General features: G+C 67.4%; 18 protein-coding genes. 11 read left to right on the top strand and 7 right to left on the bottom strand.

The genetic code is table 11. The annotated features are described in order from the left end of the window. Window positions 1-4: 4 nt before the first annotated feature. Entirely contained in the window at window positions 5-574 is a 570-nt protein-coding gene (locus ACJMKZ_RS01000; protein WP_405231325.1) for a thioredoxin family protein, read from the bottom strand. Window positions 575-760: 186 nt separating this feature from the next. On the opposite strand from ACJMKZ_RS01000, the gene ACJMKZ_RS01005 reads away from it, so the two are divergent. From ACJMKZ_RS01005 to feoB, 11 genes are all read left to right on the top strand, one after another. After that, a complete protein-coding gene (locus ACJMKZ_RS01005; protein WP_405231326.1) occupies window positions 761-2,059 on the top strand; it encodes an NAD(P)/FAD-dependent oxidoreductase in 1,299 nt (432 codons plus the stop codon). Continuing rightward, on the top strand, window positions 2,028-2,783 hold the full coding sequence (locus ACJMKZ_RS01010; protein WP_405231327.1) for a DUF1365 domain-containing protein: 756 nt from the start codon (window positions 2,028-2,030) through the stop codon (window positions 2,781-2,783). Before ACJMKZ_RS01005 ends, ACJMKZ_RS01010 begins: the two co-directional genes overlap by 32 nt. 39 nt (window positions 2,784-2,822) lie before the next feature. Then, complete coding sequence (locus ACJMKZ_RS01015) at window positions 2,823-4,100, top strand: class I SAM-dependent methyltransferase (protein WP_405231328.1); 1,278 nt, start codon at window positions 2,823-2,825, stop codon at window positions 4,098-4,100. A 37-nt stretch (window positions 4,101-4,137) separates the two neighbouring features. Further along, complete coding sequence (locus ACJMKZ_RS01020; protein WP_405231329.1) at window positions 4,138-5,373, top strand: NAD(P)/FAD-dependent oxidoreductase; 1,236 nt, start codon at window positions 4,138-4,140, stop codon at window positions 5,371-5,373. 163 nt (window positions 5,374-5,536) lie between these two features. Next, the gene (locus ACJMKZ_RS01025; protein ID WP_405231330.1) at window positions 5,537-7,450 is read left to right on the top strand and encodes a DUF1302 domain-containing protein; all 1,914 of its coding nucleotides are present in this window, start codon (window positions 5,537-5,539) and stop codon (window positions 7,448-7,450) included. A gap of 33 nt (window positions 7,451-7,483) precedes the next feature. Then, window positions 7,484-8,839, top strand: coding sequence for a DUF1329 domain-containing protein (locus tag ACJMKZ_RS01030; RefSeq protein ID WP_405231331.1), 1,356 nt, complete (start codon window positions 7,484-7,486; stop codon window positions 8,837-8,839). 67 nt (window positions 8,840-8,906) lie between these two features. After that, window positions 8,907-10,025: a YCF48-related protein gene (locus ACJMKZ_RS01035; protein ID WP_405231332.1), complete on the top strand. Its 1,119-nt coding sequence runs from the start codon at window positions 8,907-8,909 to the stop codon at window positions 10,023-10,025. Next, entirely contained in the window at window positions 10,022-12,451 is a 2,430-nt protein-coding gene (locus ACJMKZ_RS01040; protein ID WP_405231333.1) for an efflux RND transporter permease subunit, read from the top strand. The genes ACJMKZ_RS01035 and ACJMKZ_RS01040 overlap by 4 nt, the downstream gene beginning before the upstream one ends. Window positions 12,452-12,577: 126 nt before the next feature. Further along, a complete protein-coding gene (locus ACJMKZ_RS01045) occupies window positions 12,578-13,177 on the top strand; it encodes a hypothetical protein (RefSeq protein WP_405231749.1) in 600 nt (199 codons plus the stop codon). 172 nt (window positions 13,178-13,349) lie between these two features. After that, entirely contained in the window at window positions 13,350-13,601 is a 252-nt protein-coding gene (locus tag ACJMKZ_RS01050; RefSeq protein WP_405231334.1) for a FeoA family protein, read from the top strand. A 41-nt stretch (window positions 13,602-13,642) separates the two neighbouring features. Further along, on the top strand, window positions 13,643-15,793 hold the full coding sequence (gene feoB, locus ACJMKZ_RS01055; RefSeq protein ID WP_405231335.1) for a ferrous iron transport protein B: 2,151 nt from the start codon (window positions 13,643-13,645) through the stop codon (window positions 15,791-15,793). Here feoB and ACJMKZ_RS01060 read toward each other — a convergent pair. From ACJMKZ_RS01060 to ACJMKZ_RS01085, 6 genes are read right to left on the bottom strand one after another with little or no spacing between them, the layout of a single operon-like run. After that, the gene (locus tag ACJMKZ_RS01060; RefSeq protein WP_405231336.1) at window positions 15,790-16,266 is read right to left on the bottom strand and encodes a TspO/MBR family protein; all 477 of its coding nucleotides are present in this window, start codon (window positions 16,264-16,266) and stop codon (window positions 15,790-15,792) included. The two genes, feoB and ACJMKZ_RS01060, sit on opposite strands and share 4 nt — an antisense overlap. Next, a complete protein-coding gene (locus tag ACJMKZ_RS01065) occupies window positions 16,263-17,453 on the bottom strand; it encodes a geranylgeranyl diphosphate reductase (RefSeq protein ID WP_405231337.1) in 1,191 nt (396 codons plus the stop codon). The genes ACJMKZ_RS01060 and ACJMKZ_RS01065 overlap by 4 nt, the downstream gene beginning before the upstream one ends. Before the next feature lie 13 nt (window positions 17,454-17,466). Beyond that, window positions 17,467-18,813: a BCD family MFS transporter gene (locus tag ACJMKZ_RS01070; RefSeq protein WP_405231338.1), complete on the bottom strand. Its 1,347-nt coding sequence runs from the start codon at window positions 18,811-18,813 to the stop codon at window positions 17,467-17,469. Then, the gene (gene chlG, locus ACJMKZ_RS01075) at window positions 18,810-19,724 is read right to left on the bottom strand and encodes a chlorophyll synthase ChlG (protein WP_405231339.1); all 915 of its coding nucleotides are present in this window, start codon (window positions 19,722-19,724) and stop codon (window positions 18,810-18,812) included. Before chlG ends, ACJMKZ_RS01070 begins: the two co-directional genes overlap by 4 nt. A gap of 3 nt (window positions 19,725-19,727) precedes the next feature. Continuing rightward, window positions 19,728-21,194: a transcriptional regulator PpsR gene (ppsR, locus tag ACJMKZ_RS01080; RefSeq protein WP_405231340.1), complete on the bottom strand. Its 1,467-nt coding sequence runs from the start codon at window positions 21,192-21,194 to the stop codon at window positions 19,728-19,730. Continuing rightward, window positions 21,194-22,096 carry a cobalamin B12-binding domain-containing protein gene (locus tag ACJMKZ_RS01085; protein ID WP_405231341.1) on the bottom strand — a complete coding sequence of 301 codons (903 nt, stop codon included), beginning with the start codon at window positions 22,094-22,096 and terminating at the stop codon, window positions 21,194-21,196. The genes ppsR and ACJMKZ_RS01085 overlap by 1 nt, the downstream gene beginning before the upstream one ends. Window positions 22,097-22,389 lie beyond the last annotated feature (293 nt).

The following is a 22,389-nucleotide window of genomic DNA, read 5'->3' on the forward strand; positions in this document are numbered from 1 at the left end:
GGAATCAGTCCGGCTCGTTGCCCGGCTTCCACTTGATGTTGCACCCGATGCTCGGCTTCTGCGGCTCGGGCACCGGCCGCCCCTCCAGCACGGCGTCCAGGGCGGCGCGGAGATCGGCGCCGGTCACCGGCTCGTCGTTGCCGGGCCGGCTGCCGTCCAGCTGGCCGCGGTAGGCCAGGCGACGGTCGGCGTCGAAAACGAAGAAGTCGGGCGTGCACGCGGCGCCATAGGCCTTCGCCACCGACTGATCCTCGTCCACCAGGTAGGGGAAGCTGTAGTCCCATTCGGCTGCCTCCTCGCGCATCTTCGCAGGGCTGTCGTCCGGATGCGTGGAGGCGTCGTTGCTGTTGATGCCGAATACCGCGACGTCGCGCAGCGTGTAGTCCCGCGCCAGCCGGGCGAGCTCCCCGCGCACGTGCTTCACGTAGGGGCAGTGGTTGCAGATGAACATGACCAGCGCGGCGGGCGCGTCCGCGGCATCCGCCAGCGAGTGCTCGGCCCCCTCGCAATCCGGCAGGGTGAAGGCCGGGGCCTCGGTGCCCAGCGGGAGCATGCGGGATTCTGTCAGCGCCATCGCTCGTGTCTCCTGTCAGGGTGCCATTACGGCGTACCCGGTCATGGTAGCAGCGCCGCCGCCTGCATCCGAAGTCCGCAGCGGCACGAAACACTCCCCTGCACGCCGGACCGGCCTGGACGAGGTCGGCGCGGAGGAGGTCGGGGCGGCTCGATCGTTGTATCTGTTGAGAGGGCGACACAGGACATGAGGATAGCGGTCATCGGTGCGGGCGTGTCCGGACTGGTCGCGGCACGCGGACTTGCCGCCGAGCACGAGGTGGTGGTGTTCGAGGCCTCGGACCGGCCCGGCGGGCATACCCATACGGTCGACGTGGAGGCGCCCGAGGGCGCGCTCGCGATCGACACCGGGTTCATCGTCTACAACGAGCGCAATTACCCGGAGTTCGTGAAGCTGCTGGCCGAACTGGGCGTGGAGAGCCAGCCCACCGCCATGAGCTTCAGCGTGCAGTGCGAGCGCAGCGGACTGGAATACTGCGGCAGCTCCATGAACGGGATCTTCGCCCAGCGCAGCAACCTGCTGCGTCCCGGCTTCTACCGTATGCTGCGCGACATCCTGCGCTTCAACGAGGAGGGCACGGCGCTCGCCCGCTCGGCCGCGCCGCAGGGCGAGGAGCTGACCGTCGGCGAGTACCTGGAGTACAACGGCTACTCTTCGGCGTTCCGTGAGCAGTACCTGCTGCCGATGGCAGCGGCCATCTGGTCCGCCTCGCCGGAGCGGGTGGGCGACTTCCCGCTCACCTATCTCGCCCGCTTCTTCGACCACCACGGCCTCATGCAGCTGTCGGACCGCCCACGGTGGCGGGTCATACGGGGCGGCTCGCGGCAGTACCTGGAGCCCCTGATGCGGTCGTACGCCGACAGCGTGCGGCTGGCGACGCCGGTGCGAAGCGTCGCCCGGCATCGTGACGGCGTCACGGTGACGCCGCAGGGCGGGGCGCCCGAGCGATTCGACTACGCCGTGCTCGCCTGCCACAGCGACCAGGCGCTGGCCATGCTCGCGGACCCGAGCGACGCGGAACGGGAGGTGCTGGGCGCCATCGGCTATCAGCCGAACGAGGCCGTGCTGCACACCGACGAGCGCCTGCTGCCGCGCCGGCGCCGCGCCTGGGCGGCGTGGAACTACCATCGGCCCCGGCAGCCGCAGCGCCGCGTCGCGGTAACCTACAGCATGAACATCCTGCAGTCCCTGCCGACGGAGACCCAGTATCTGGTGACACTGAACCGCAGTGCCGATATCGACCCCGCGAAGATCATCCGCCGCATCGATTACGATCATCCGGTATACGACGTTCCCTCCGTCGAGGCACGGGGACGGCGGCGGCAAATCAGCGGCGTCAACCGGACCGCCTACTGCGGCGCCTACTGGGGTTTCGGTTTTCACGAGGACGGCGTGCAGAGCGCGCTGGCGGCAGTGGCGGACGTGCGCGGCAGCCGCCGGGAGCAGATGAGCGATGCAGAGCTGTATCTATCGCGGGTGGGTTAGGCACCGCCGCTTCGGCGCGCCGGAGCACGACTTCCGTTACCGCCTGTTCATGGTGTTCCTGGACCTGCAGGAGCTGGACCGGCTGCGCGGGCGCCTGCTGCTCTGGTCGGCGCGCCGCTTTGCCCCCGTTCGTTTCCGCCGCGCCGACCATCTCGGCGATCCGTCGCGCCCCCTGGACGAGTGCGTCCGCGAACTCGTCGCCGCCCGCACGGGCCGCCGGCCCGCGGGCCGGATCTTCCTGCTGTCCCATCTCGCCTACTTCGGCCATTCCTTCAATCCGGTCAGCATCTATTACTGCATGGACGAGGGCGGCGAGGAGATGGAGGCGGTCGTGCTCGAGGTGAACAACACGCCCTGGGGCGAACAGCACTGTTACGTGCTGGCCGGCGATTCCCTGCGCCCGGCCGCCGGCGGCCGGCGCGCGGGTTTCGACAAGGACTTCCACGTCTCCCCCTTCCTGCCGATGGACATGCGCTACCAGTGCTACTTCTCGCGCCCGGGCGAGATGCTGTCGGTGGCCATGAACGACTTCCAGGACGGCGAGCTCCGCCTGCAGGCCTCGATGGTGCTGCGCCGCCGGCCGCTCACCGGCCGCGAGCTTGCACTGGCCCTGTTGCGCTATCCTTTCATCACGCTGAAGGTCGTGGCGGGCATCCACTGGGAGGCGCTGCGCCTGTGGCTGAAGCGGGCGCGCTACATCCCGCACCCCGGAAAACCCGTGTAACTGTAGGAGGGCCTTCAGGCCCGATAATCCAAAACCGTCATGAGACACCACGACATCGCCATCGCCGCCAAAGACCGCCGGGAGAGGAAACTGCCGTGGAGCGATTCGCTGGCCCGCCGCGGCCTGCTCGGCCGCCTGGCCGGTATCCACCGCGGCAGGATGGTCGTGCGCGAAGGCGGGCGGGAGCACCGTTTTGGTGCAGCGTCCGCGCATTGCCCGCTGGACGTGACCGTGGACATCGTCGACCCGCGCGCCTGGGCGGAGATCGCGCTGGGCGGCGCGCTCGGCGCCGGCGAAGCCTACATGCGCGGCTGGTGGAAGGCCGACGATCTGACCGGCGTCGTCAGGCTGTTCCTGGTGAACCGGGACGTGCTGGAGAGCATGGACCGCGGTGCCGCCCGGCTGCTGCACCCGGTGTTCCGGCTCGCGCACCGGCTGAACCGTAATACCCGCCGCGGCAGCCGCCGCAACATCCAGGCTCACTACGACCTGGGCGACGATCTGTTCCGGCTGTTCCTGGATGACACCATGATGTATTCGGCGGCGGTGTTCGACGAGACACACAGCACGCTGGAGCAGGCTTCACGGAACAAGATCCGACTGCTGTGCGAGAAGCTGGATCTAGCCCCCGATCATCGGCTGCTGGAGATCGGCAGCGGCTGGGGCGCGCTGGCGGTCCATGCCGCGAAGGAGTACGGCTGCCGGGTCACGACCGTCACGCTCTCGGACAACCAGCTGGCCGCGGCGAAGCGGCGCGCGGAGGCGGAGGGCGTCGCCGACCGGGTCGACGTGCGGCTCTGCGACTACCGCGACCTCGATGGCACCTGGGACCGGATCGTCTCCGTCGAAATGCTGGAGGCGGTCGGCCACGAGTACTTCGAGACCTATTTCCGCAAGGTGGACGAGCTGCTCGCCGACGATGGGCTGATGGTGCTGCAGACGATTACCATTGCCGACCAGAACTACGAGCACGCGCGGCGCTCGGTGGATTTCATCAAGCGCTACATCTTCCCCGGCGGCGGCCTGCCCTCCGTCACGGCCATGCTGGACATCATGACCCGGGCGACGTCGCTCACGCTCTGCGACCTGCAGGAGATCGGCTTCGACTACGCCCGCACCCTGGCCGAATGGCGCCGGCGCTTCATGGCGAACCTGCCGGCGGTGCGCGAACTCGGCTATTCCGACGTGTTCATCCGCATGTGGGAGTACTACCTCTGCTATTGCGAAGGCGGCTTCCGCGAGCGCGCCATCGGCGACGTCCAGATGGTGCTCGGCAAGCCCGGCAATCGCAGCCCGGTCGGCGGTTACCGCCTGTGAAGCGTCGCCGGAATATCATGAAGACGGACCGACGGCGTTGAGGAAACGGCGCATCGTCATCGTCGGCGCGGGTTTTGCGGGGCTCGCCGCCGCCACCGCGATTTCCCGGCGCTACGCCGTGACCGTCGTGGATCCGAGCGCCGCGTTCGAGTGGACGCCGAACATCCACGAGATCCTCTCGGGCCTGAAGAGCCGCCGCGACGTGCTGCTCGAGAGCCGCGCGCTGGTGGAGAGTGCCGGCCACCGCTTCCTGCAGGACGCGGTGGAGCGGCTGGACGCGGGCACCCGACGGGTGCACACCGCCGCCGGCACCTCGCTCGGCTACGACGCCTGCCTGCTCGCACCGGGCGGGATCAGGGTGCGCGCCGGCGTAGCCGGCGCCGCGCAGCATGCCGTCGACTTCCGACACGCCGGGGATGCCGCCGTCATCGGGGAGCGGCTGAGCACGCTTGCCGCGCGCGGCCGTGCTTCATCGGCGTCGGTGGTGATCATCGGCGGCGGCGTCTCCGGCGTCGAGGCCCTCGGTGAGATACTGCGCCAGCACCGTGACAAAGTGAGTCTGACCGTCCACGTGGTCGAGCGCGAGCCGGAGATCCTGCCCGGCCTGCCGGCGGCGCTGGCCGCAGACGTTCGCGCGCGCTGCGCCGGGTTGCCGGTCCACTGGCACACCGGTGCGGGCGTCTCCCGCCTCACGGCGAAGTCCGTCGTCCTGGCTTCCGGCGAGCGCCTTCCCGCGGATCTCGCCATCTGGTCCGCCGGCCTGGCGCCGCCGCCCTTCCTGGCGGAATCGGGACTGATCCCCGCCGGGCGGGGCTGGGTGCCCGTGCGCGACACGCTGCAGAGCGAGGCGTGGCCCGCGTTGTTCGTGGCGGGCGACTGTGCCGGTCTGCCCCAGCCGCTGCGCAAGCAGGCCTACCACGCCCTGGACATGGGCGAATATGCCGCCTGGAATCTGCAGCATTTCCTGCGCGGCCGGCCGCTGAAGCCGTTCCGGCCGACGCACAAGCCGCTGCTGATCTCGCTCGGCGACCTGGACACCTACCTGGTCGCCGGAGAGCGGGTACTGGCCAGCCCCCTGCTCGCCGCCGCCAAGGAAGGGGTCTACCAGTACTACATGACCCGTCTCTCCCTCGGCCTGCCCGCCCCCCGCCTCGCGGCCGGCCTGCTCTCCCGCGCGACCAACGCCCTGCGCAAACAGGTGTTGCCAGATGCATTCACGTGTGCAAGTCTTGCGCGGGTCCGGGGGAGCCGCATCGTCAGCGCCGCCGACTAGCACCTGGCGCCCTGGCGTCATATAGGTGAAATCCGTCAGTGACCTGCGCCGCATACGGACGGGCGGTCGCTGAGGGGGGGTGCTACGCTCAGTCGGACACGCTGCGCGGGGATAGCTCGCAGCGGCAGCACAACAAGCTGAAAAAGATTCGATGAGGGGTCCTATGAACAGAATAACTGTGCCGGTGCTTCTGGCGCTGGTCTGGTCCGTCCTCGCGCTACCGGCCCCCGCGTCGGCAGCCGAGTTCACCATCGGGGACATCGAGGGGAGCTTCAACTCCGAGATATCCATCGGCGCCAGCTGGCGTCTCGACGAGATCGATCCGAGTCTCGTGACGCCGGGCAACTGGCCAGGCGGCACGGCGTCCAGTAACACCGCCGACGACGGTAACCTGAACTTCCTGGACGGCAAGATCTACTCGCTGATCCTGAAGGGCACTCACGATCTCGAGCTCCGCTACGAGAACATGGGCGTGTTCCTGCGCGGCAAGTACTGGTACGACCAGGAACTCGAGAACGGCTCGCGTCCCCACGGCAACCTGCTGAACCAGTACTTCCCCGGCCAGGAGTTGAACGATTCGGACTTCAACGACTTCGCGAAGGCCTCGGGCATCGAGCTGCTGGACGCCTTCTTCTACGCCGACCTGACCATCTTCGACAACGTGCCGCTGGACTTCCGCATCGGCCGCCAGGTGCTGTCCTGGGGCGAGAGCACGTTCATCCAGAACGGCATCAACTCGATCAACCCCGTCGACGTCTCGGCGTTCCGCCGCCCGGGCGCGGAGATCAAGGAAGGCCTGCTGCCGGTGAGCATGGTGTCCTTCAATGCCGGCATCACCCCGGCGCTCAGCGTCGAGGCTTTCTATCAGCTCGAGTGGGAGCGCACGGTCATCGACGGCTGCGGCACCTACTTCTCGCAGACCGACCCCGCGGCCCAGGGCTGTAACGGCGTGACGCTGAACGGCTTGCTGCCCGACCGGGTGAACTACGCGAACGGCCTGTTCATCACCCGCACCGAGGACGACATCCCAGACGACGGCAAGCAGTTCGGCGTGGCATTACGCTACTTCGCCGAGAAACTGAACTTCAGCGAATTCGGCCTGTACTACATGCAGCTGCACAGCCGCACGCCGTTCTTCAGCGGCGTCGTGTCCGCCAACCCGACGCTGCCCGACGGCAGCCTCGGTCCCCCGGACGGCAACCCGGACTTCGCCCCCTTCATCCCGGGCAACCCCTTCGGCGGCAACCCGCAGTACACCATCGATTATCCGGAGGACCTGAAGGTCTTCGGTGCCAGCTTCGCTACCAACGTGGCCGGCTTCGCGCTCTCCGGCGAGGTCAGCTACCGGCCGGACTCGCCGGTGCAGCTGAACACGGTGGATCTGCTGCAGGGCGCCGTGGGCCTTGCGCCCTGGAGCCCCGTGACGCCGCGCGTGCTGGCGACGCCGCCGGGCGGCACGGCGCAGGGTTACGACGACTTCGACGTGCTGCAGTGGCAGTTCACGGTGGTGAAGTTCTTCGAGCAGGTGCTCGGCGCCGACCGCCTGTCCCTCGTGGGCGAGGTCGGCGGCAACCGGGTGAGCTCGCTGCCGGACCCCCTGTCCTCCACTCGCTACGGACGCTCGCCGATCTACGGCACGCCCGCCTTTACACCGATCCCGCTGGCATCCCTGGGCATCCCGCTGCCGGGCGACCTGACCTGCGAGGGCTTCTTCCCGCCACCGCCGTTCGATCAGCTGATCGACCCGATCGTGCCGAATTACACGCCGTCAAACTGCACCACGGACGGCCTCGTGACGGATACGAGCTGGGGCTACCGGATCCGCGGTTCGCTGACCTACAACGATGCGTTCATGGGCATCAACCTGACGCCGAACTTCGCCTGGTCCCACGACGTGGATGGCGTATCGCCGAACACGAACTTCAACGAGGGTGCCAAGGCGTTCAGCATCGGCCTGAATGCCGAGTACCTGAACAAGTACACGGCGTCGTTGTCCTACACGGACTTCAGTGGTGGTGATTACAACACGCAGAAGGACCGGGATTTCCTGTCCGTGAGCTTCGGCATCATTTTCTGATATCTTGAATTAACGAATGCAATGGTGAAACGAATGCGCAGATCAGCAATCTCCATGGTGTCGGCCGCGGCTTGCCTGCTGGCCGGAACCGCCGTGGCGGGCGTCTCGCCCGAGGAGGCCGCGCGTCTGGGTGGCCCGGAACTGACTCCGATGGGCGCCGAGCGCGCCGGCAATGAGGCGGGCACTATCCCGGAGTGGACCGGTGGTCTCACCGAGCCGCCGGCGAACTACGTGGACGGCGGTCCGCTGGTGGATCCCTTCCCCGAGGACGAGCCCCTGTTCGTGATTACGGCGGAGAACTACCAGCAGTACGAAGAGAACCTCACGCCCGGGCAGATCGCCGTCCTGAAGCGATATCCGGACACGTACCGCATGCCGGTCTACAAGTCCCGGCGTACCGCAGGTTATCCCCAGGAAGTCTACGACCAGGTCAAGTCCGGCGCCGTGGACGTCCAGCTCGTCGCCGGCGGCAACGGTCTGGAGAACCTCGCTTCCGACTTCCCGTTCCCCCTGCCCGAGAGCGGTATCGAGATCGTCTGGAATCACGTGATGCGCTACCGGGGCGGCAGCTTCAAGCGCACCTACGCGCAGATCCCGGTGCAGGCCAACGGCGCCTTCAGCCCGGTGATCTTCGAGGACCAGCTCACCTACGCACGCTACCTGGAAGACGCACCGGACAACCGGCTGTTCTACTACAAGCAGCGCATCGTCGCGCCGGCCCGCCTTGAGGGCGACGTGCTGCTGGTGCACGAGAACATCAACCAGGTGAAAGAGCCGCGGGCGGCCTGGGTGTACAACGCCGGTCAGCGCCGGGTACGCCGCGCGCCGGACGTCGCCTACGACGGTCCCGGTACCGCTTCCGACGGTCTGCGCACCGCGGACGACCTGGACATGTATAACGGTGCCCCGGACAAGTACAACTGGAAGCTCATCGGCAAGAAAGAGCTCTACATCCCGTACAACGCCTACCGGCTGGCCGACAAGAGCCTGTCCTATGAGGACATCGTCATGCCGGGACACCTGAATCCGGAGTACCTCCGTTACGAGTTGCACCGGGTCTGGATCGTCGAAGCCACGCTGAAGGAAGGCGAGCGTCACGTCTACGCCAAGCGCGTCTTCTACGTGGACGAGGACATGTGGCAGATCGCGGTGGCCGACCAGTACGACGGCCGCGGCGAGCTCTGGCGGGTCAAGGAGGCCCACCAGATCGTCCATTACCAGGCGCAGGTGCCGTGGGCGATCGCCACTTCGTCCTACGACCTGATCTCCGGCCGCCACCTGCCGATCGGCCTCGATAACGAGGTGGACGGTTACGGCTACGTGTGGGGCTACGAGGCGACCGAACGCGAGTACACCCCGGCGGCTCTCAGGAGGTCCGGCATCCGGTAGTCAATCGACAGCGCTGCCGGCCGCCGGGTGATGGCGGCCGGCAGCGATTTCTGCAGAGGGGGAGTCTTTGAAGAAAGCGATTGCAGCGCTGCTGTGCCTGTGGAGCGTGGCAGGCATGGCGCAGGAGCCCTTCGCCTATCGGCCGGCGATCCCGTCTCCGGACGCCGACCACGCCCTTCTGGTCGACCTCGACTGGTCCGGCGACCGACTCGTCGCGGTAGGTGAGCAGGGCCACATCATCTGGTCCGACGACGGCGGCACGGCATGGCAGCATGCCGATGTGCCGGTCTCTCTCATGCTGACTGCCGTCGATTTCCCGCGTGCCGAAGCCGGCTGGGCGGTCGGCCACGAAGGTATAGCGCTGACGAGCGCCGACCGCGGCGAAACCTGGTCTGTCGCGCTTACCGGAGAAGATATCGCCGAGTTGCAGATCGAGGCGGCACAGGAGCTTATCGACGAGGCCCGCGCCAGGCTGGAGAACGCAGCGGACGATGAGCGTGAAGACGCCCAGTGGGCGCTGGAGGAGGCCGAGTTCGCCCTCGAGGATGCCGAGCGCGCAAGAGATGAGGGCATCACCCATCCGGCGCTCAACGTCCGGTTCGAGAACGAACGCACGGGCTATATCATCGGCGCTTACGGCCTGCTGCTGCGCACCGACGACGCCGGCGAGGCCTGGAAACTGCACTCCCACCGGCTGGACAATCCCAACGGTTATCACCTCTACGACATCGGACGCAGCGAATCCGGTGCACTGCTGATCGCCGGCGAGGCCGGTCAGTTGCATCGCTCCAGCGACAACGGCGATACCTGGGAGGCGCTGGACTCTCCCTACGAGGGTTCGTTCTTCGGCGTCCTGACGACCGATGAGGGCAGCGTACTGATCTTCGGTTTGCGCGGACGGATCTTCCGCTCGGAGGACGACGGCGATACCTGGACGGCCATCGACGCGCCGGGCGAGAGTACGCTGTTCGGCGGTCAGGTGTTCTCCGACGGCCGCATCGTGCTGGTCGGCGCTGCCGGCACGGTCCTGGAGAGTCGTGACGACGGGCAGACTTTCACCACTCTGCCGCTCGACAGCCGGGCTTCGCTGGCCGCCGTCGAGAAAATCGGCAACGGCCGGATGTTCATTGCCGGTTTCGGCGGCGTCCGCACCGGTCTCGACATGGCTGGGGGTGACGCACCATGACGGAAGACACAAATCAGGAGTCGCCCGGCGGCGAGGACGAAGAAGCCCGGCAGCGCCGCTTGCAGGAGCAACTCGCCCGCGAGGCGCACGTCGCGCCGCTGCTGTTTTCCAATCGCCCCATCATTCTGCTGCTTTTCGCGGCGGTCACGGCGTTCCTCACCTTCCAGGCAAGTCAGCTGCGCCCCGACGCGAGCTTCGAGAAGATGATTCCGGTCTCGCATCCTTATATCGAGAACTATCTCGAGAACAAGCAGGATCTGGCCTCGCTCGGCAATTTCGTGCGCATCATCGTGCAGACCACGGAAGGCGATATCTTCGACGCGGAGTTCCAGGAGACACTGCAGGAGATCACCGACGAGGTCTTCTACATTACCGGCGTCGACCGCTCGAAGCTCGAATCGCTGTGGACTCCGAACGTACGCTGGAGCGAGGTCACCGAGGAAGGCTTCCGCGGTGGCGCGGTCATCCCGGACGACTACGACGGCTCGCCGAGAGCGCTGCAGCAACTGCGTGAGAACATAGACCGGTCCGGCCAGATCGGCCGGCTCGTGGCGAACAACTTCCGTTCGGCGGCGATCATCGCCCCGCTGGTGGACGTGAATCCGGAGACCGGCGAGAAGCTTGATTATTACGAGTTCTCCCAGGATCTCGAGCGCCTCGTGCGGGACAAGTACGAATCCGACACGATCAAGATCCGCATCACGGGTTTCGCGAAGGTCGTCGGCGACCTGATCGAGGGCGCGACACTGGTGGCCTCGTTCTTCGGCATCGCCTTCCTGATTACGCTCGTTCTGCTCTACTACTACTCCCGTTGCCACTGGGCGACGATGATGCCGCTCGTCTGTTCGACCATGGCGGTGATCTGGCAGCTCGGTCTGCTGAAGACCCTGGGTTACGGTCTCGATCCCTACTCCATGCTGGTGCCGTTCCTGGTGTTCGCCATCGGCATCAGCCACTCGGTCCAGATCATCAACAACGTCGCCAACCGGTTCAGTGCCGGTGCCACCGCCGAGCAGGCCGCGCGCGGCACCTTCCGGGTGCTGTTCGTGCCCGGCATGGTGGCACTCGTCAGCGACGGCATCGGCTTCCTGACGTTGATGGTGATCGACATTCCGGTCATCCAGGAGCTGGCGCTGACCGCCGGTATCGGCGTCGCCGTCATCATCTTCACCAACCTGTTCCTGCTGCCGGTGCTGCTGTCGTACACCGGCATCTCGAAGCACGGCGTGCGCCACCTGCAGAAGCGCCGGGAGAAGCCTCATCCCACCTGGCAGTTCTTCGGCAATTTCGTCCTGCGCGGGCGGGCGACGCTGGCGATCGGCGTCGCGATCGTGCTGGGCGGGCTGGGTTTCTACTTCAGCCAGGATCTGCGCATCGGCGACCTCGACCCGGGCGCGCCGGAGCTGCGACCGGACTCGCGCTATAACCTCGACAACGCGTTTCTGACCAGCAATTTCTCGACCGGTACCGATGTATTCGTGGTGATGGTCGAGACGCCGCCGCAGCAGTGCGGCGAATACGAGACCCTGGCGGCCGTCGATCGCTTCCAGGAGGTGATGAGCGATACCCGGGGCGTGCAGTCCGTCGTCTCGCTGGTGAACGTCTCCAAACTGGTCATCCAGGCGATGAACGAGGGCAATCCGCTCTGGCATACGCTGAGCCGCAACCAGTACATCCTCAACAACTCGCTCTCCCGGGTGCCGTCGAACCTGATGAACGTGGACTGCAGCATGGTCCCGGTGCTGTTGTTCCTGGAAGACCACAAGGCCGAAACCCTGCAGCGCGTGGTCGCCGACGCCGAGGCCTTCGCCGAGGCGAACAACAGAGACGACCTGCGTTTCGTCCTGGCCGCCGGCAACGCCGGCATCGAGGCGGCCACCAACGAGGTGATCGCCAAGGCGCAGTACCAGATGCTGGCGCTGGTGTACGGCGTGGTCAGCTTCCTCGTGCTGCTCGCCTTCCGCTCCTGGCGCGCCGTGATATGCATCATCCTGCCGCTGGCGCTCACTTCCGTGCTGGCGCAGGCGCTGATGGCCTTCCTCGGCATCGGCGTGAAGGTGGCGACGCTGCCCGTGATCGCGCTGGGCGTCGGCATCGGCGTGGACTACGGCATCTACATCTACAGCCGGCTCGACTCCCACCTGCGTGACGGCCTCGGCCTCAAGGCCGCCTACGACCGGACGCTGCAGACGACCGGCCAGGCCGTGGCGTTCACCGGCATCACCCTGGCGGTGGGCGTCGCCACCTGGATCTTCTCTCCCATCAAGTTCCAGGCGGACATGGGTCTCATGCTGACCTTCATGTTCCTGTGGAACATGCTGGGCGCGCTCGTGCTGCTGCCGGCTCTGGCACGCTTCCTGATTGGCGCCGGGCCGGACCACGATGCCGAGCCACGGCTGTCCGGCGCCGCCGGCACGGCGAGCTGAGTTTCCCGGGGCCGCGCCGTGCGGCCCCCGGGTTTTGCGGATGACGACACCCGGGCAGTCGGGTAGCATCCCTGCGGAGGGCTGAACGGAAGCGGTCTCCCCGAGAGCTTTTGTTGGAGTACGACCATGATCGAAGAAGTCAGGAAGCAGCAGCGCGCATTGCAGGACGCCAAGAAGGACTTCCGCAAGGCGGCCGAGTCGGCGACCAAGCGGCTCAGCCGGGAGCGCGACCGCTTGATGCGCGAGGTCAAGAAGGCCAATAAGCGCGTCGAGAAATCCCGCAAGGACATGCAGAAGAAGGCGGAGCAGCTCGCCAAGGCCACCAGTGACAGGACTCGCAAGGAGCTGAAAGAACAGATCGCGAATCTGAAGAAGACGGTCGGCGAGGCGCGGGAAGAAGCCGCCGACATGCGCAAGGATCTCAAACTCGTGCGCGACGATCTCAATTCGGCGCGGAAACACCTCACCCATGCGCTGCGCATCGACAAGGCGATAGATCAGGTCGAGAAGCAGATCGAGAGGATGACCGGCAGGAAGAAGAAAAAGAAGAAGGCCGCGGCGAAGAAGACTGCGGCGAAAAAGACGGCGAAAAAGAAGCCTGCGAAGAAGAAAGCCGCAAAGAAGAAAGTGGCGAAAAGAAAGGTCACGAAGAAGAAGACCGCCCGGAAGACGGCGCGCAGGAAGACGGCCTCGAAGAAGGCATCTGCGAAGAAAACCGCCAGCTGATCGTTACCCGCGCGGCATCCGTCCCATAGCGGTGACCGGATGCCGCCGCCGGGGCCCCGCGGGTGCCCGCAAGTCTCTGACTGCGTGGTAAATCCCGAGCGAGTACGCGCTTGCCGCAATGGCCAGCAAAAACGCAAACGATTATCATTCGGCTCCGAAACAGAGAGCTGAAATGACCCTGAAAGACCTCAAGAACGGCGATCGCGTCCGGATCGCGTCGGTCGATCCCTCGGATCCGGGCGTCCAGCGCCTGATGACGCTCGGCCTCGTGGAGGGCGCGGAACTCACCTTCCTGCACCGCTCCCTGGGCGGTGACCCGCTGGAATTCCGTCTCCATGGGACGTCCATCTCGCTGCGCAAGGACCAGGCCAGGCGGTTCCGGGTGGAGCCCCTGGAAGGTAATAACGTCCCCGAAGGGGAATGAGCGATAACCGGGAAATAGCCGTCCCCCTCTCGTCAGTCGCGATGACCCGCCGGGCAGCGGGCACCATTGCGCTGGTCGGTAATCCGAACGCGGGGAAGAGCACGGTCTTCAACCGGCTCACCGGCATGCGCCAGCATACCGGGAACTATCCCGGCGTTACCGTCGAGAAGAAATCCGGGCGCGCGTCCCTGCCGGAGGGCGAGTTCGATCTGATCGATCTGCCCGGCACCTACGGTATGAGTCCCTACTCCGCGGACGAACGCATCGCCGTGGACGTGCTGCTCGGCCGCATGCCCGGCACGCCGCCGCCGGACGGCATCCTGGCGGTGGTCGATGCGACCCAGCTCTATCAGAGCCTCTATTTCCTCCAGCAGCTGGTCGAACTCGAACGGCCGCTGCTGGTCGCGCTTACCATGACCGATATCGCCCGTCGCAACGGCACGCACATCGACGTGGAGGCGCTGTCCGCGAAGCTCGGCGGCATACCGATCGTCCCGGTGGTGGCGACCACGGGCCGGGGCTTCGCCGAACTGAAGAGCCGCCTGGCGCAGCTGCCGGAGACGGCGCCGCCACCGAAGATCGGCTTCTGGCCGGCACTGCGGGAGAAGGCGGAGCGCCTGAGAGAGGAGCTGGCGGACCTGCCGCCTCACGTCGGCATCGTGGACATCGAGCGTGCCCTGGTGGATGACGACCCGGCCACCGTGGCGTGGCGGCAGCAGACCCTGGGCGAGCACGGCCGGCAGACGCTCGCGGACGCCAGGCGGGAGCTGTTCGGTGAAGAGCCGCCGCGGGCCGTCGAGGCGCGGGAGCGCTACCGCTGGATCCGGGAGGCCCTCGCGGACGTCCAGCAGCAAGGCTCCGCCATCGAGCGCCAGGGGGCGCGAGTGGCCGCCTGGTTCGCCCGCCCCTGGCCCGCCACCGGCCTGTTCATCCTGTCCATGGCCGTGGTCTTCCAGGCCGTGTTCGCCTGGGCGACGCCCATGATGGATCTCATCGACGTGGCGGTCAGCGGCGCAGGGGGGTTCCTGCAGGCCCGGCTGCCGGACGGGTTCCTCGCGAGCTTCCTGGTGGACGGCGTGATCGCCGGCGTGGGCAGCGTGGTGATCTTCCTGCCCCAGATCATGATCCTGTTCCTGTTCCTGATCCTGATGGAGGATACGGGCTATCTCGCGCGGGCGGCCTTCCTGGTGGATCGCGCCATGCGCAGCGTCGGGCTCTCCGGTCATTCGGTGATTCCGCTGCTCTCCGGCTTCGCCTGTGCCGTGCCGGCCATCATGGCGACCCGCGTGATACCGAATCGGCGCGACCGCATCGCCACCATACTGGCCGCGCCGTTCATGACCTGCTCGGCCCGGCTGCCCGTCTACGCGTTGCTGATCGCGGCCTTCGTGCCGGACCGCGGCGTCGGGCCGCTGAACCTCCAGGGCCTCGTGCTGTTCGGCCTTTACATGCTCAGCATCTTCGGCGGGGTCGGAACCGCGCTCTTGCTGAAGCGCTCGGCGCTGCGCGGCGAGCGTCCCACCTTCATGCTGACGCTCCCCGAGTTCCGCTATCCCAACCTGCGCACGGTGGCGATAAAGCTGTTCGACAGGGCGCGCATCTTCCTGCGCCGCGCCGGCACGGTCATCTTCTCGGTGGCCGTGATCATCTGGGCGCTGGCCTATTTCCCCCGCTCCGACGTCGTGGAGCAGGCGGCGGATCAAGCCGCCGCCCGCGCGGTGGCGTCTTACAGCGGCGAGGTGCTGGAGGAGCAGCTACGCCGGATAGAGAACGAGGCGGCTGCCGCCCAGCTCGCCCAGAGCTGGCTCGGGCGTGCGGGTGAGACCATCGCTCCGGTCTTCCACCCGCTCGGCTGGGACTGGCGGGTGTCAGCTGCGGTGCTGGCCGGGTTCCCGGCGCGGGAGGTGGTCGTGGCCGTGCTCGGCACCATCTACGCGGTCGGCGCCGAGGCCGACGACGAACGCCTGTCGGCGCGCCTTAGAGCCGCGACCTGGCCGGACGGCAGTCCCGTATTCACGCTGCCGATGGTGCTCGGGCTGCTGGTGTTCTACGCCTGGTGTCTGCAGTGCGCGGCAACACTCGCCGTCATCCGCCGGGAGACCAACAGCTGGCGCTGGCCCGTCTTCGCCTGGTCCTACATGACCGCGCTCGGCTACCTCGGTGCCTTCACCGTCTATCAGGTATTCAGCTAGTTCAGCCGCACGATGGCGTAGTTCAGGAAGCCGGCGAAGGTCACCCAGGCGAGATAGGGGACCATCAGCAGGGAGGCGGCCAGCGAGATCCGTCTCAGGCCGACGATCAGGGCCACGATCGACAGCCAAAGCAGGACCAGCTCCGCCAGCGCCCAGTCCGGGCGCTTCACCTGGAAGAACATCACGCTCCAGCCCAGGTTCAGGAAGGCATTGAGCCCGAACAGCGCCAGGATGCGGCGCCGGTCGGCGGCGCCGTCGGCGGCAGACCAGGCCAGCACTCCGCCGATGCCGGCCAGCACGAAGATGCTCGTCCAGACCGGCCCGAAGGCGACGTCGGGCGGCTTCCAGTCCGGCTGCGCCAGGTCCTGATACCAGGGGCCGAGGTCGGTCAGCAGCCCTCCGCCGGCGCCCATCGCCAGGACGGCGATGGCGGCGACGAGAATCGGGAGCGGGCGTACGGTCCCCGCGCTCACGGCGAGACGATCCCCAGCAGGTGGGCGAGGTCCTTGAAGAAGATGCGTACGTGGGCGACCGGCTTCGCACGCACGAGACGCTTGTTCATGTACGCCTCCCAGGTGAGGCGCTGCACGTCCGGATCCTCGCAGATGCTGACGAAGCGTTCGCGGCGCTTGTCCGACGAGTACCAGAAACGTTGTAGCAGGCCCAGCACCCAGAACACCCGGCCGTGCTCCTTCAGGAAGCGCTTGCGTGCCTGCTTCAGTGCCTTCGCCTTGCCGGTGGCGCAGAATTCCTCAACCGCCTCCGCGGCGTACTGGCCGCCGACCATCGCGTAATAGATGCCCTCACCGGAGGCCGGCGCCACGATGCCGGCCGCGTCGCCGGCCAGCAGGACGTCGCGGCCGTTGTCCCAGCGCTTCAGGGGCTTCAGAGGTATCGGTGCGCCCTCACGCCGCACGGTCTCGCACTCGCTCATGCCGGTGGCCGCGCGTAGTTCGGCCACGGCGCCGCGCAGGGAGAAGCCCTTGTTGGCGCTGCCGACCCCCACGCTGGTGTGTTCGCCATGGGGGAAGACCCAGGCGTAGAAGTCCGGCGACAGGTGGCCCTGGTAGTAGACGTCGCAGCGCTTGCCGTCGAAGTCTCCCTGCCCTTGGGCCGGCGAGCGGATGATCTCGTGATAGGCGGCGACGTAGGGGATGGCGTCGCCGCCGGGCACCATCTGGTTCGCCACCCGTGAGTTGGCGCCGTCTGCGCCGACGACGGCCCGGGCGCGGACTGCCCGCGGCGGCGCGGCGCGGCCGTCCTCGCGGGCCCGGTAGTGCACGACCGCCGTGCCGTCGGCGTCCCGGGTGATTTCGCGGAACGTGCCCTGCCGCCGGTCGGCGCCGGCGGCGGCCGCCCGCACGCGCAGCCATTCATCGAACTCCTCCCGGTCCACCATGCCGACATAGCCGCCGTCGATGGGCATGTCGACGCCGCGGCCGGACGGCGCGACCATGCGCGCGGAATCCACCCTGGCAACCAGCAGCGCATCCGGTATCTCGAAGTCCCGGATCAGGCGGGGCGGGATGGCGCCGCCGCAGGGCTTGATCCGCCCCTCCCGGTCCAGCAGCAGCACGGAGCGGCCCCGGCGGGCGAGAGTGGCGGCGGCAGTGGCCCCGGCGGGTCCGCCGCCGACGACCACTACTTCGAATTCTTCCATGTCGTTTCCTCTGTCATTGTCTGCCCGTCTCTGTCGCCAGCCGCACGGGGCCGGGCTGCGGAGTCTCGGTGTCGTCTGCTCCGGTATGGCCGACCCGGGCCGCGAGGACGGTGGCCACCAGGAACATCACCGCCTGGCTGGCGAACACCGCGCCGTAGGCGGTGGCCGGCAGGCTCACCAGGCTGCGCATCACGTCGACGCCCATGGTGCCGAGAAAGCCGCCCGCGCCGAAGGCCACGGCCTGGGCAGCGCCCCAGAGGCCCATGCGGACCCCTTCCCGGCGCTCCCTGCCGGCTGCCACCAGCGCCATCATCGAGCCGATGGCGGCCACGGCGAAGGCGCCGTTGGCCATGCCGAGCGCGAATACGCTGGCCCGGAGCGGCCATTCGTCGGCGAAGAAGCCGCCGGCCGCCAGTGCCACCAGGGCGATGGCGGAGGCGATGCAGCCGCCGATGGTCCAGCCCCTCAGGGTGCCGAAGCGCCGCGCACCGACGGCAACCAGGATCATGCCGACGAGCATTCCCGTGTTCTGCACGCCGGCTAGCTGCGTGGACTGGCCTGGTGTCAGGCCGAAGACCGTGCCGGCGAAGGGCTCGACGATCAGCTCCTGGCCGCTGTAGGCGAGCATGGAGACGAATACGAAGACGGAGAACCGCCGGGCCCGCGACTCGGACCAGACTTCTGCCAGAGCATGGCGGAACGGCGGCCCCGGTTCCTCCTCGGCGGCCGCGGCGCCGGCAGCGGCGGCAGGAGAGGCTGCGCTGCCACGACCCTCCAGGTTGTGGATGGTGATAAGCGTCAGCAGGAACGCCGCGCCGCAGACGACGCTGGTCACCGTCACCAGCCGCGGCAGAGAGAAGGGGTCCAGGAAATGACCCGCCACCCCGGCCGTGACGGCGAAGCCGGCGATCATCATCAGCCAGACCGTGGTGGCCGCCGGGGCGCGTCGCTCCGGCGTGACCCGCTTCGCTAGCAGCACCAGCAGCGACGTGCCGGCCGCGCCGACGCCGACGCCGATCAGCAGGAAAGCCAGCGCGGCCAGCGCCGCCCCGGCGACCGGGTCCGTGGCCATCCAGGCCGTGGCGCAGGATGCGGTGATGCCGCCGATCCCGAGCACCGCCATGCCGCCGATGATCCACGGCGTGCGCCGGCCGCCCAGGTCCGAGCCATAGCCGAGCCGTGGCCGGGAGACCTGGACGGCGTAGTGCAGCGCCACCAGCGCGCCGGGCAGCATGGCGGCGAGCCCGAGTTCGACCACCATGACCCGGTTCAGCGTGGAGGTCGTCAGCACGACGATGGAGCCGAGCGCGGTCTGCACCAGGCCGACGCGCAAGATGCCTATCCAGCCCAGCGGCTTCACGGCGTGAGTTCCAGGGCGCGCAGCCCGAACGCGCTGATCATCATCCCGGAGACGTACAGCGTGATGCCCGTACCGTTGTACCAGGCGGCCTTGCCGCGGGGGTCTTTCAGCAGCGTCGGCATGAGCGCGAGCTGGCTGGCCAGTACGGCGGCGACGCCGAGAGCCCATGGCACGAGCCCCCACCACCACAGGAAGCCGATGACCGCCACCTGGGGCAGTGCCATGGTGGCGCAGGCGAGGGTGGCCGCGCGTTCCGGCCCGATGCGGGCCGGGATGGAGCCAACGCCCATGCGCAGGTCGCCTTCCACGGACTTGAAATCATTCAGCGTCATGATGCCGTGGGCGCCCGCGCTGTAGAGCGCTGCCAGGACGAACACTCGCCCGTCGGGCATGGCGCCGCCGATCATCACTGCCGCGCCGGTGATCCAGGGCAGTCCCTCGTAGCAGGCGGCGACGGCCGTGTTGCCCCACCAGCCGTTCTGTTTCAGGCGCAGCGGCGGCGCGCTGTACACCCAGGCGAGGACAAGTCCGGCCACGGCGGCCGCAAGCACCCACGTCCCGAGGGCGGTGGCTACCGCCAGCGACAGCATCGTCCAGGCGATCGCGATATAGAGCCCCCAGCGGCCGGGGATGCGGCCGGACGGGATCGGGCGGTTCGGTTCGTTGATGGCGTCGACGTGGCGGTCGAACCAGTCGTTCGCCGCCTGGCTGGTGGCGCACACCAGCGGGCCCGCCAGCGCGATGCCCGCTGCGATCACCAGCCAGCTGCCGGCCAGCGGCACGCCGGAGGAGACGACCCCGCACATGAAGGCCCACATCGGCGGGAACCAGGTGATGGGTTTCAGGAGTTCCAGGACGGCCCCGGGCGCCGGAGCCGGCGCGTGGACGCTGCCGGTGGCCTGTCCGACCATGGGTCAGGCCTCGGTGTCGGGTCCCAGGTCGCCGAGGCCGTAGCGTCTGAGTTTGACGTAGAGGCTCTGACGACTCAGCCCGAGGAGCTCGGCCGCGGACGCGCGGTTATCGTCGGTCAGCTCGAGGGCGGCTTCGATGCAGAGCTTCTCGATGAGGTCGGTGGCCTCGCGGACGAGTTCCTTCAGCGGCACGCGGCCCACCAGGTCCTTCAGCTGCTCCACCGAACGAGGCAGGGCCTGCATGGCCTGGTTGTCGGTTGTGAGCCGCGGGCCGACGTCCCGGATCACGAAGCCGAAGCGCAGCCGATCCTCGCTGCGGATGGCCACGGCGGAGATCTCCACTTCGGTGACGGTGCCGTAATTGCCCTGGACGGAAGTGGAGAACAGGCGCACGGAACCGTGCTGACGCACGTTGGCGATGAGCACGTTCAGATCCACGCCCGGGCGGCCGAGCCACTGGTCCAGCGACTCGCCCTTGGCTTCGTCCTCGCCGGCGAGTTGCGCCAGCTCCAGGAAAGCCGCGTTGGCGCTGACGATGCGCCCGTCCTGGCTGGTGACCACGATGCCGTCCGGCGCACTCTCCACGATGCTGGCGAGCTGGCGCTTCGCCTCGGAGAGCGACGAGTCAGCCTCGCTTCCGTCCAGCGTATGCAGGCGCACCAGCATGAGCGTTCCGCTCTCCTGCCGCAGCAGGGCGGCCCGCAGGGTGAGGCGGCGATCGTCGGGCAGTCTGGCCTGTATGTCCTCGGCGCGTCCGGCGGCTCGTACCTCGGCCAGGAAGTCCTGGATCGCCGTCGTATTCTTTTTCGTAAAGGCATCGGCGAGCGGCCGGCCGACGATTTTCTTGCTGCGCTCGCCCAGCAGTTTCTCCGCCACCGGATTCACTTCCAGCACCTTCTGACTGCCCGCATCGAGGATCAGCACGGCCTCGGAGGCGGTCTGGAACAGGAAGCGGTAGCGGGTCTCGAGCTGGCGCAGGTTCCAGTAGTCGCGCTCGACAGATTGCTGGGCGTCCACCAGCCGCTGCTGTAGGTTTGCGATGGCATGCAGGTCGCGGCCCACTGCCACGATATTGCCGTCCTTGCGCAGGCGCACGGTGCAATAGCGCACCGGTATGTTGCGGCCTTCGGCCGTGAGATGGTTGACGTGACGCCAACGCGGGCTCTCGCCCCGGGCCGCGTCCTCCAGCAGCGCCTCCACCTTCGGCCGGCTGTCGAGAGCCACCGTCTCGAGCCACGGCTTGCCCAGCCAGTCGTCACCGAGCTCTGGCGGCAGATCGCTGCCGCCGAGGGACAGATCGACGATGACGCCCTTGGCGTCGATCACCAGCGCGATGTCGGCGCTGGCCGCAATCAGGGTGGCAATGGTATTGGCGGTCAGCTGATCCAGGGTGCGGGCCGCGGAGCGGAAGGCCCTCGTTATGGCCGTGTGCCGGCTACCCCTTGCGCTTGCCTGATGCGGGTTGGTCACTAATGCCTCTTCAATTGCCGGGGCAGTCCCAGCGCTTCCAGCGGAGCCTGGCGCCCGTCCAGGGCCGTCGCGTCGGCGCCGACTTCGCGCACCAGCTCGGGGTTGTCGATGAACACCCGGCCGCCGACGAGCACGCCGATCTCCGGGTTGCGGGATTGGTTGCGGATGGTCTGGATCCACTCGGTCAGTTCGTCAAGGCGATCGTCGCAGCTCACCGAGAAACCGACCACCGAGAATTTCTCGGAATTCACCACCTGCAGGACGTCGCTGTGGCTGGCGGACGGGCCGCCCCAGACGTCCCAGCCCTCGCGGCGGAAGAACTCGGTCACCATCAGCAGGCCGAAAGTATGCTGTTCGCCGGGCACCGGCGCCAGCAAAGCCCGCTTTATCTCCACGCCGTTGCCTGCGCGCATGAAACCCGGGCTCATCTCGCGCACCAGCTGGTGCAGCCGGCACAGACCGACGGTCACTTCGGTGAAATCGCAGAGGTCGTCTTCCCACAGGCTGCCCAGGTAGCGGGCCGTCGGGCCGAGCAGGTCGAGGAACAGTCTTTCCCGCCGGATGCCCTTGTCGCGCATCGAGCGGACGTAGGTCAGGGCGAGTTCCTGGTTCGGCGACAGCACCAGCGCGGCGAGTTCGCGCACTGCCTCCGGGTCCACGCCGGGCCCGGCGTGCTCCTGCTGGTCGTCGAGGTCGACCTCTTTCTTATGCGCCAGCACTAGTCTCGGGATGGTTTCGGATTCGATGATGCGAACCAGCTGGGCCAGACGGTCCCGTGGTACCTCGCAATCGTCATCGTCCTCTCTCCATCGGTCCTCGTCCGTTTCGCCGCTCTTCGCCAGCGGATGATGTTTTGGTCCCTGGTCGTCTCCGGCCAGATGCCGAGCTCCCCGTCCGGGCATCGCGCGCCTCCTGTTGTGTCTTCTGCGGCCGGCCGAAATTCTCCGCCCGGGCCGCCGCGGGCCCTTTGAGGCCCCGCTCCGGCATCCACCGTCCTTACCGCTCTGCGGCGGGGCTGGCGGCGGATGTGCTCCCCTCGGGGGTAGTTTATCCGACAGCCGGCGCGCGTCCTTGCAGGGACGCGAGTCCATCTTCGAATTCTCCCCGCAACTTGTCAAGTCTTGTTTACGTCTGGTTTAGTTGACAGATCGAAACAAGGCGTCTAGATTCGTTGACAACAGCACCGAGACCAGCG

The sequence above is a fragment of the Lentisalinibacter salinarum genome (assembly GCF_040706555.1).
Lineage (GTDB): Bacteria > Pseudomonadota > Gammaproteobacteria > Steroidobacterales > Woeseiaceae > Lentisalinibacter > Lentisalinibacter salinarum.

Coding starts and splice junctions, on each gene's coding strand:
- ACJMKZ_RS01025 (WP_405231330.1), top strand. CDS start 5,537: ATGAACAGAATAACTGTGCCGGTGCTTCTGGCGCTGGTCTGGTCCGTC.
- chlG (WP_405231339.1), bottom strand. CDS start 19,724: ATGGTCGGACAGGCCACCGGCAGCGTCCACGCGCCGGCTCCGGCGCCC.
- ACJMKZ_RS01005 (WP_405231326.1), top strand. CDS start 761: ATGAGGATAGCGGTCATCGGTGCGGGCGTGTCCGGACTGGTCGCGGCA.
- ACJMKZ_RS01030 (WP_405231331.1), top strand. CDS start 7,484: ATGCGCAGATCAGCAATCTCCATGGTGTCGGCCGCGGCTTGCCTGCTG.
- ACJMKZ_RS01045 (WP_405231749.1), top strand. CDS start 12,578: ATGATCGAAGAAGTCAGGAAGCAGCAGCGCGCATTGCAGGACGCCAAG.
- ACJMKZ_RS01015 (WP_405231328.1), top strand. CDS start 2,823: ATGAGACACCACGACATCGCCATCGCCGCCAAAGACCGCCGGGAGAGG.
- ACJMKZ_RS01065 (WP_405231337.1), bottom strand. CDS start 17,453: ATGGAAGAATTCGAAGTAGTGGTCGTCGGCGGCGGACCCGCCGGGGCC.
- ACJMKZ_RS01010 (WP_405231327.1), top strand. CDS start 2,028: ATGCAGAGCTGTATCTATCGCGGGTGGGTTAGGCACCGCCGCTTCGGC.
- ACJMKZ_RS01050 (WP_405231334.1), top strand. CDS start 13,350: ATGACCCTGAAAGACCTCAAGAACGGCGATCGCGTCCGGATCGCGTCG.
- feoB (WP_405231335.1), top strand. CDS start 13,643: ATGACCCGCCGGGCAGCGGGCACCATTGCGCTGGTCGGTAATCCGAAC.
- ACJMKZ_RS01085 (WP_405231341.1), bottom strand. CDS start 22,096: ATGCCCGGACGGGGAGCTCGGCATCTGGCCGGAGACGACCAGGGACCA.
- ACJMKZ_RS01000 (WP_405231325.1), bottom strand. CDS start 574: ATGGCGCTGACAGAATCCCGCATGCTCCCGCTGGGCACCGAGGCCCCG.
- ACJMKZ_RS01040 (WP_405231333.1), top strand. CDS start 10,022: ATGACGGAAGACACAAATCAGGAGTCGCCCGGCGGCGAGGACGAAGAA.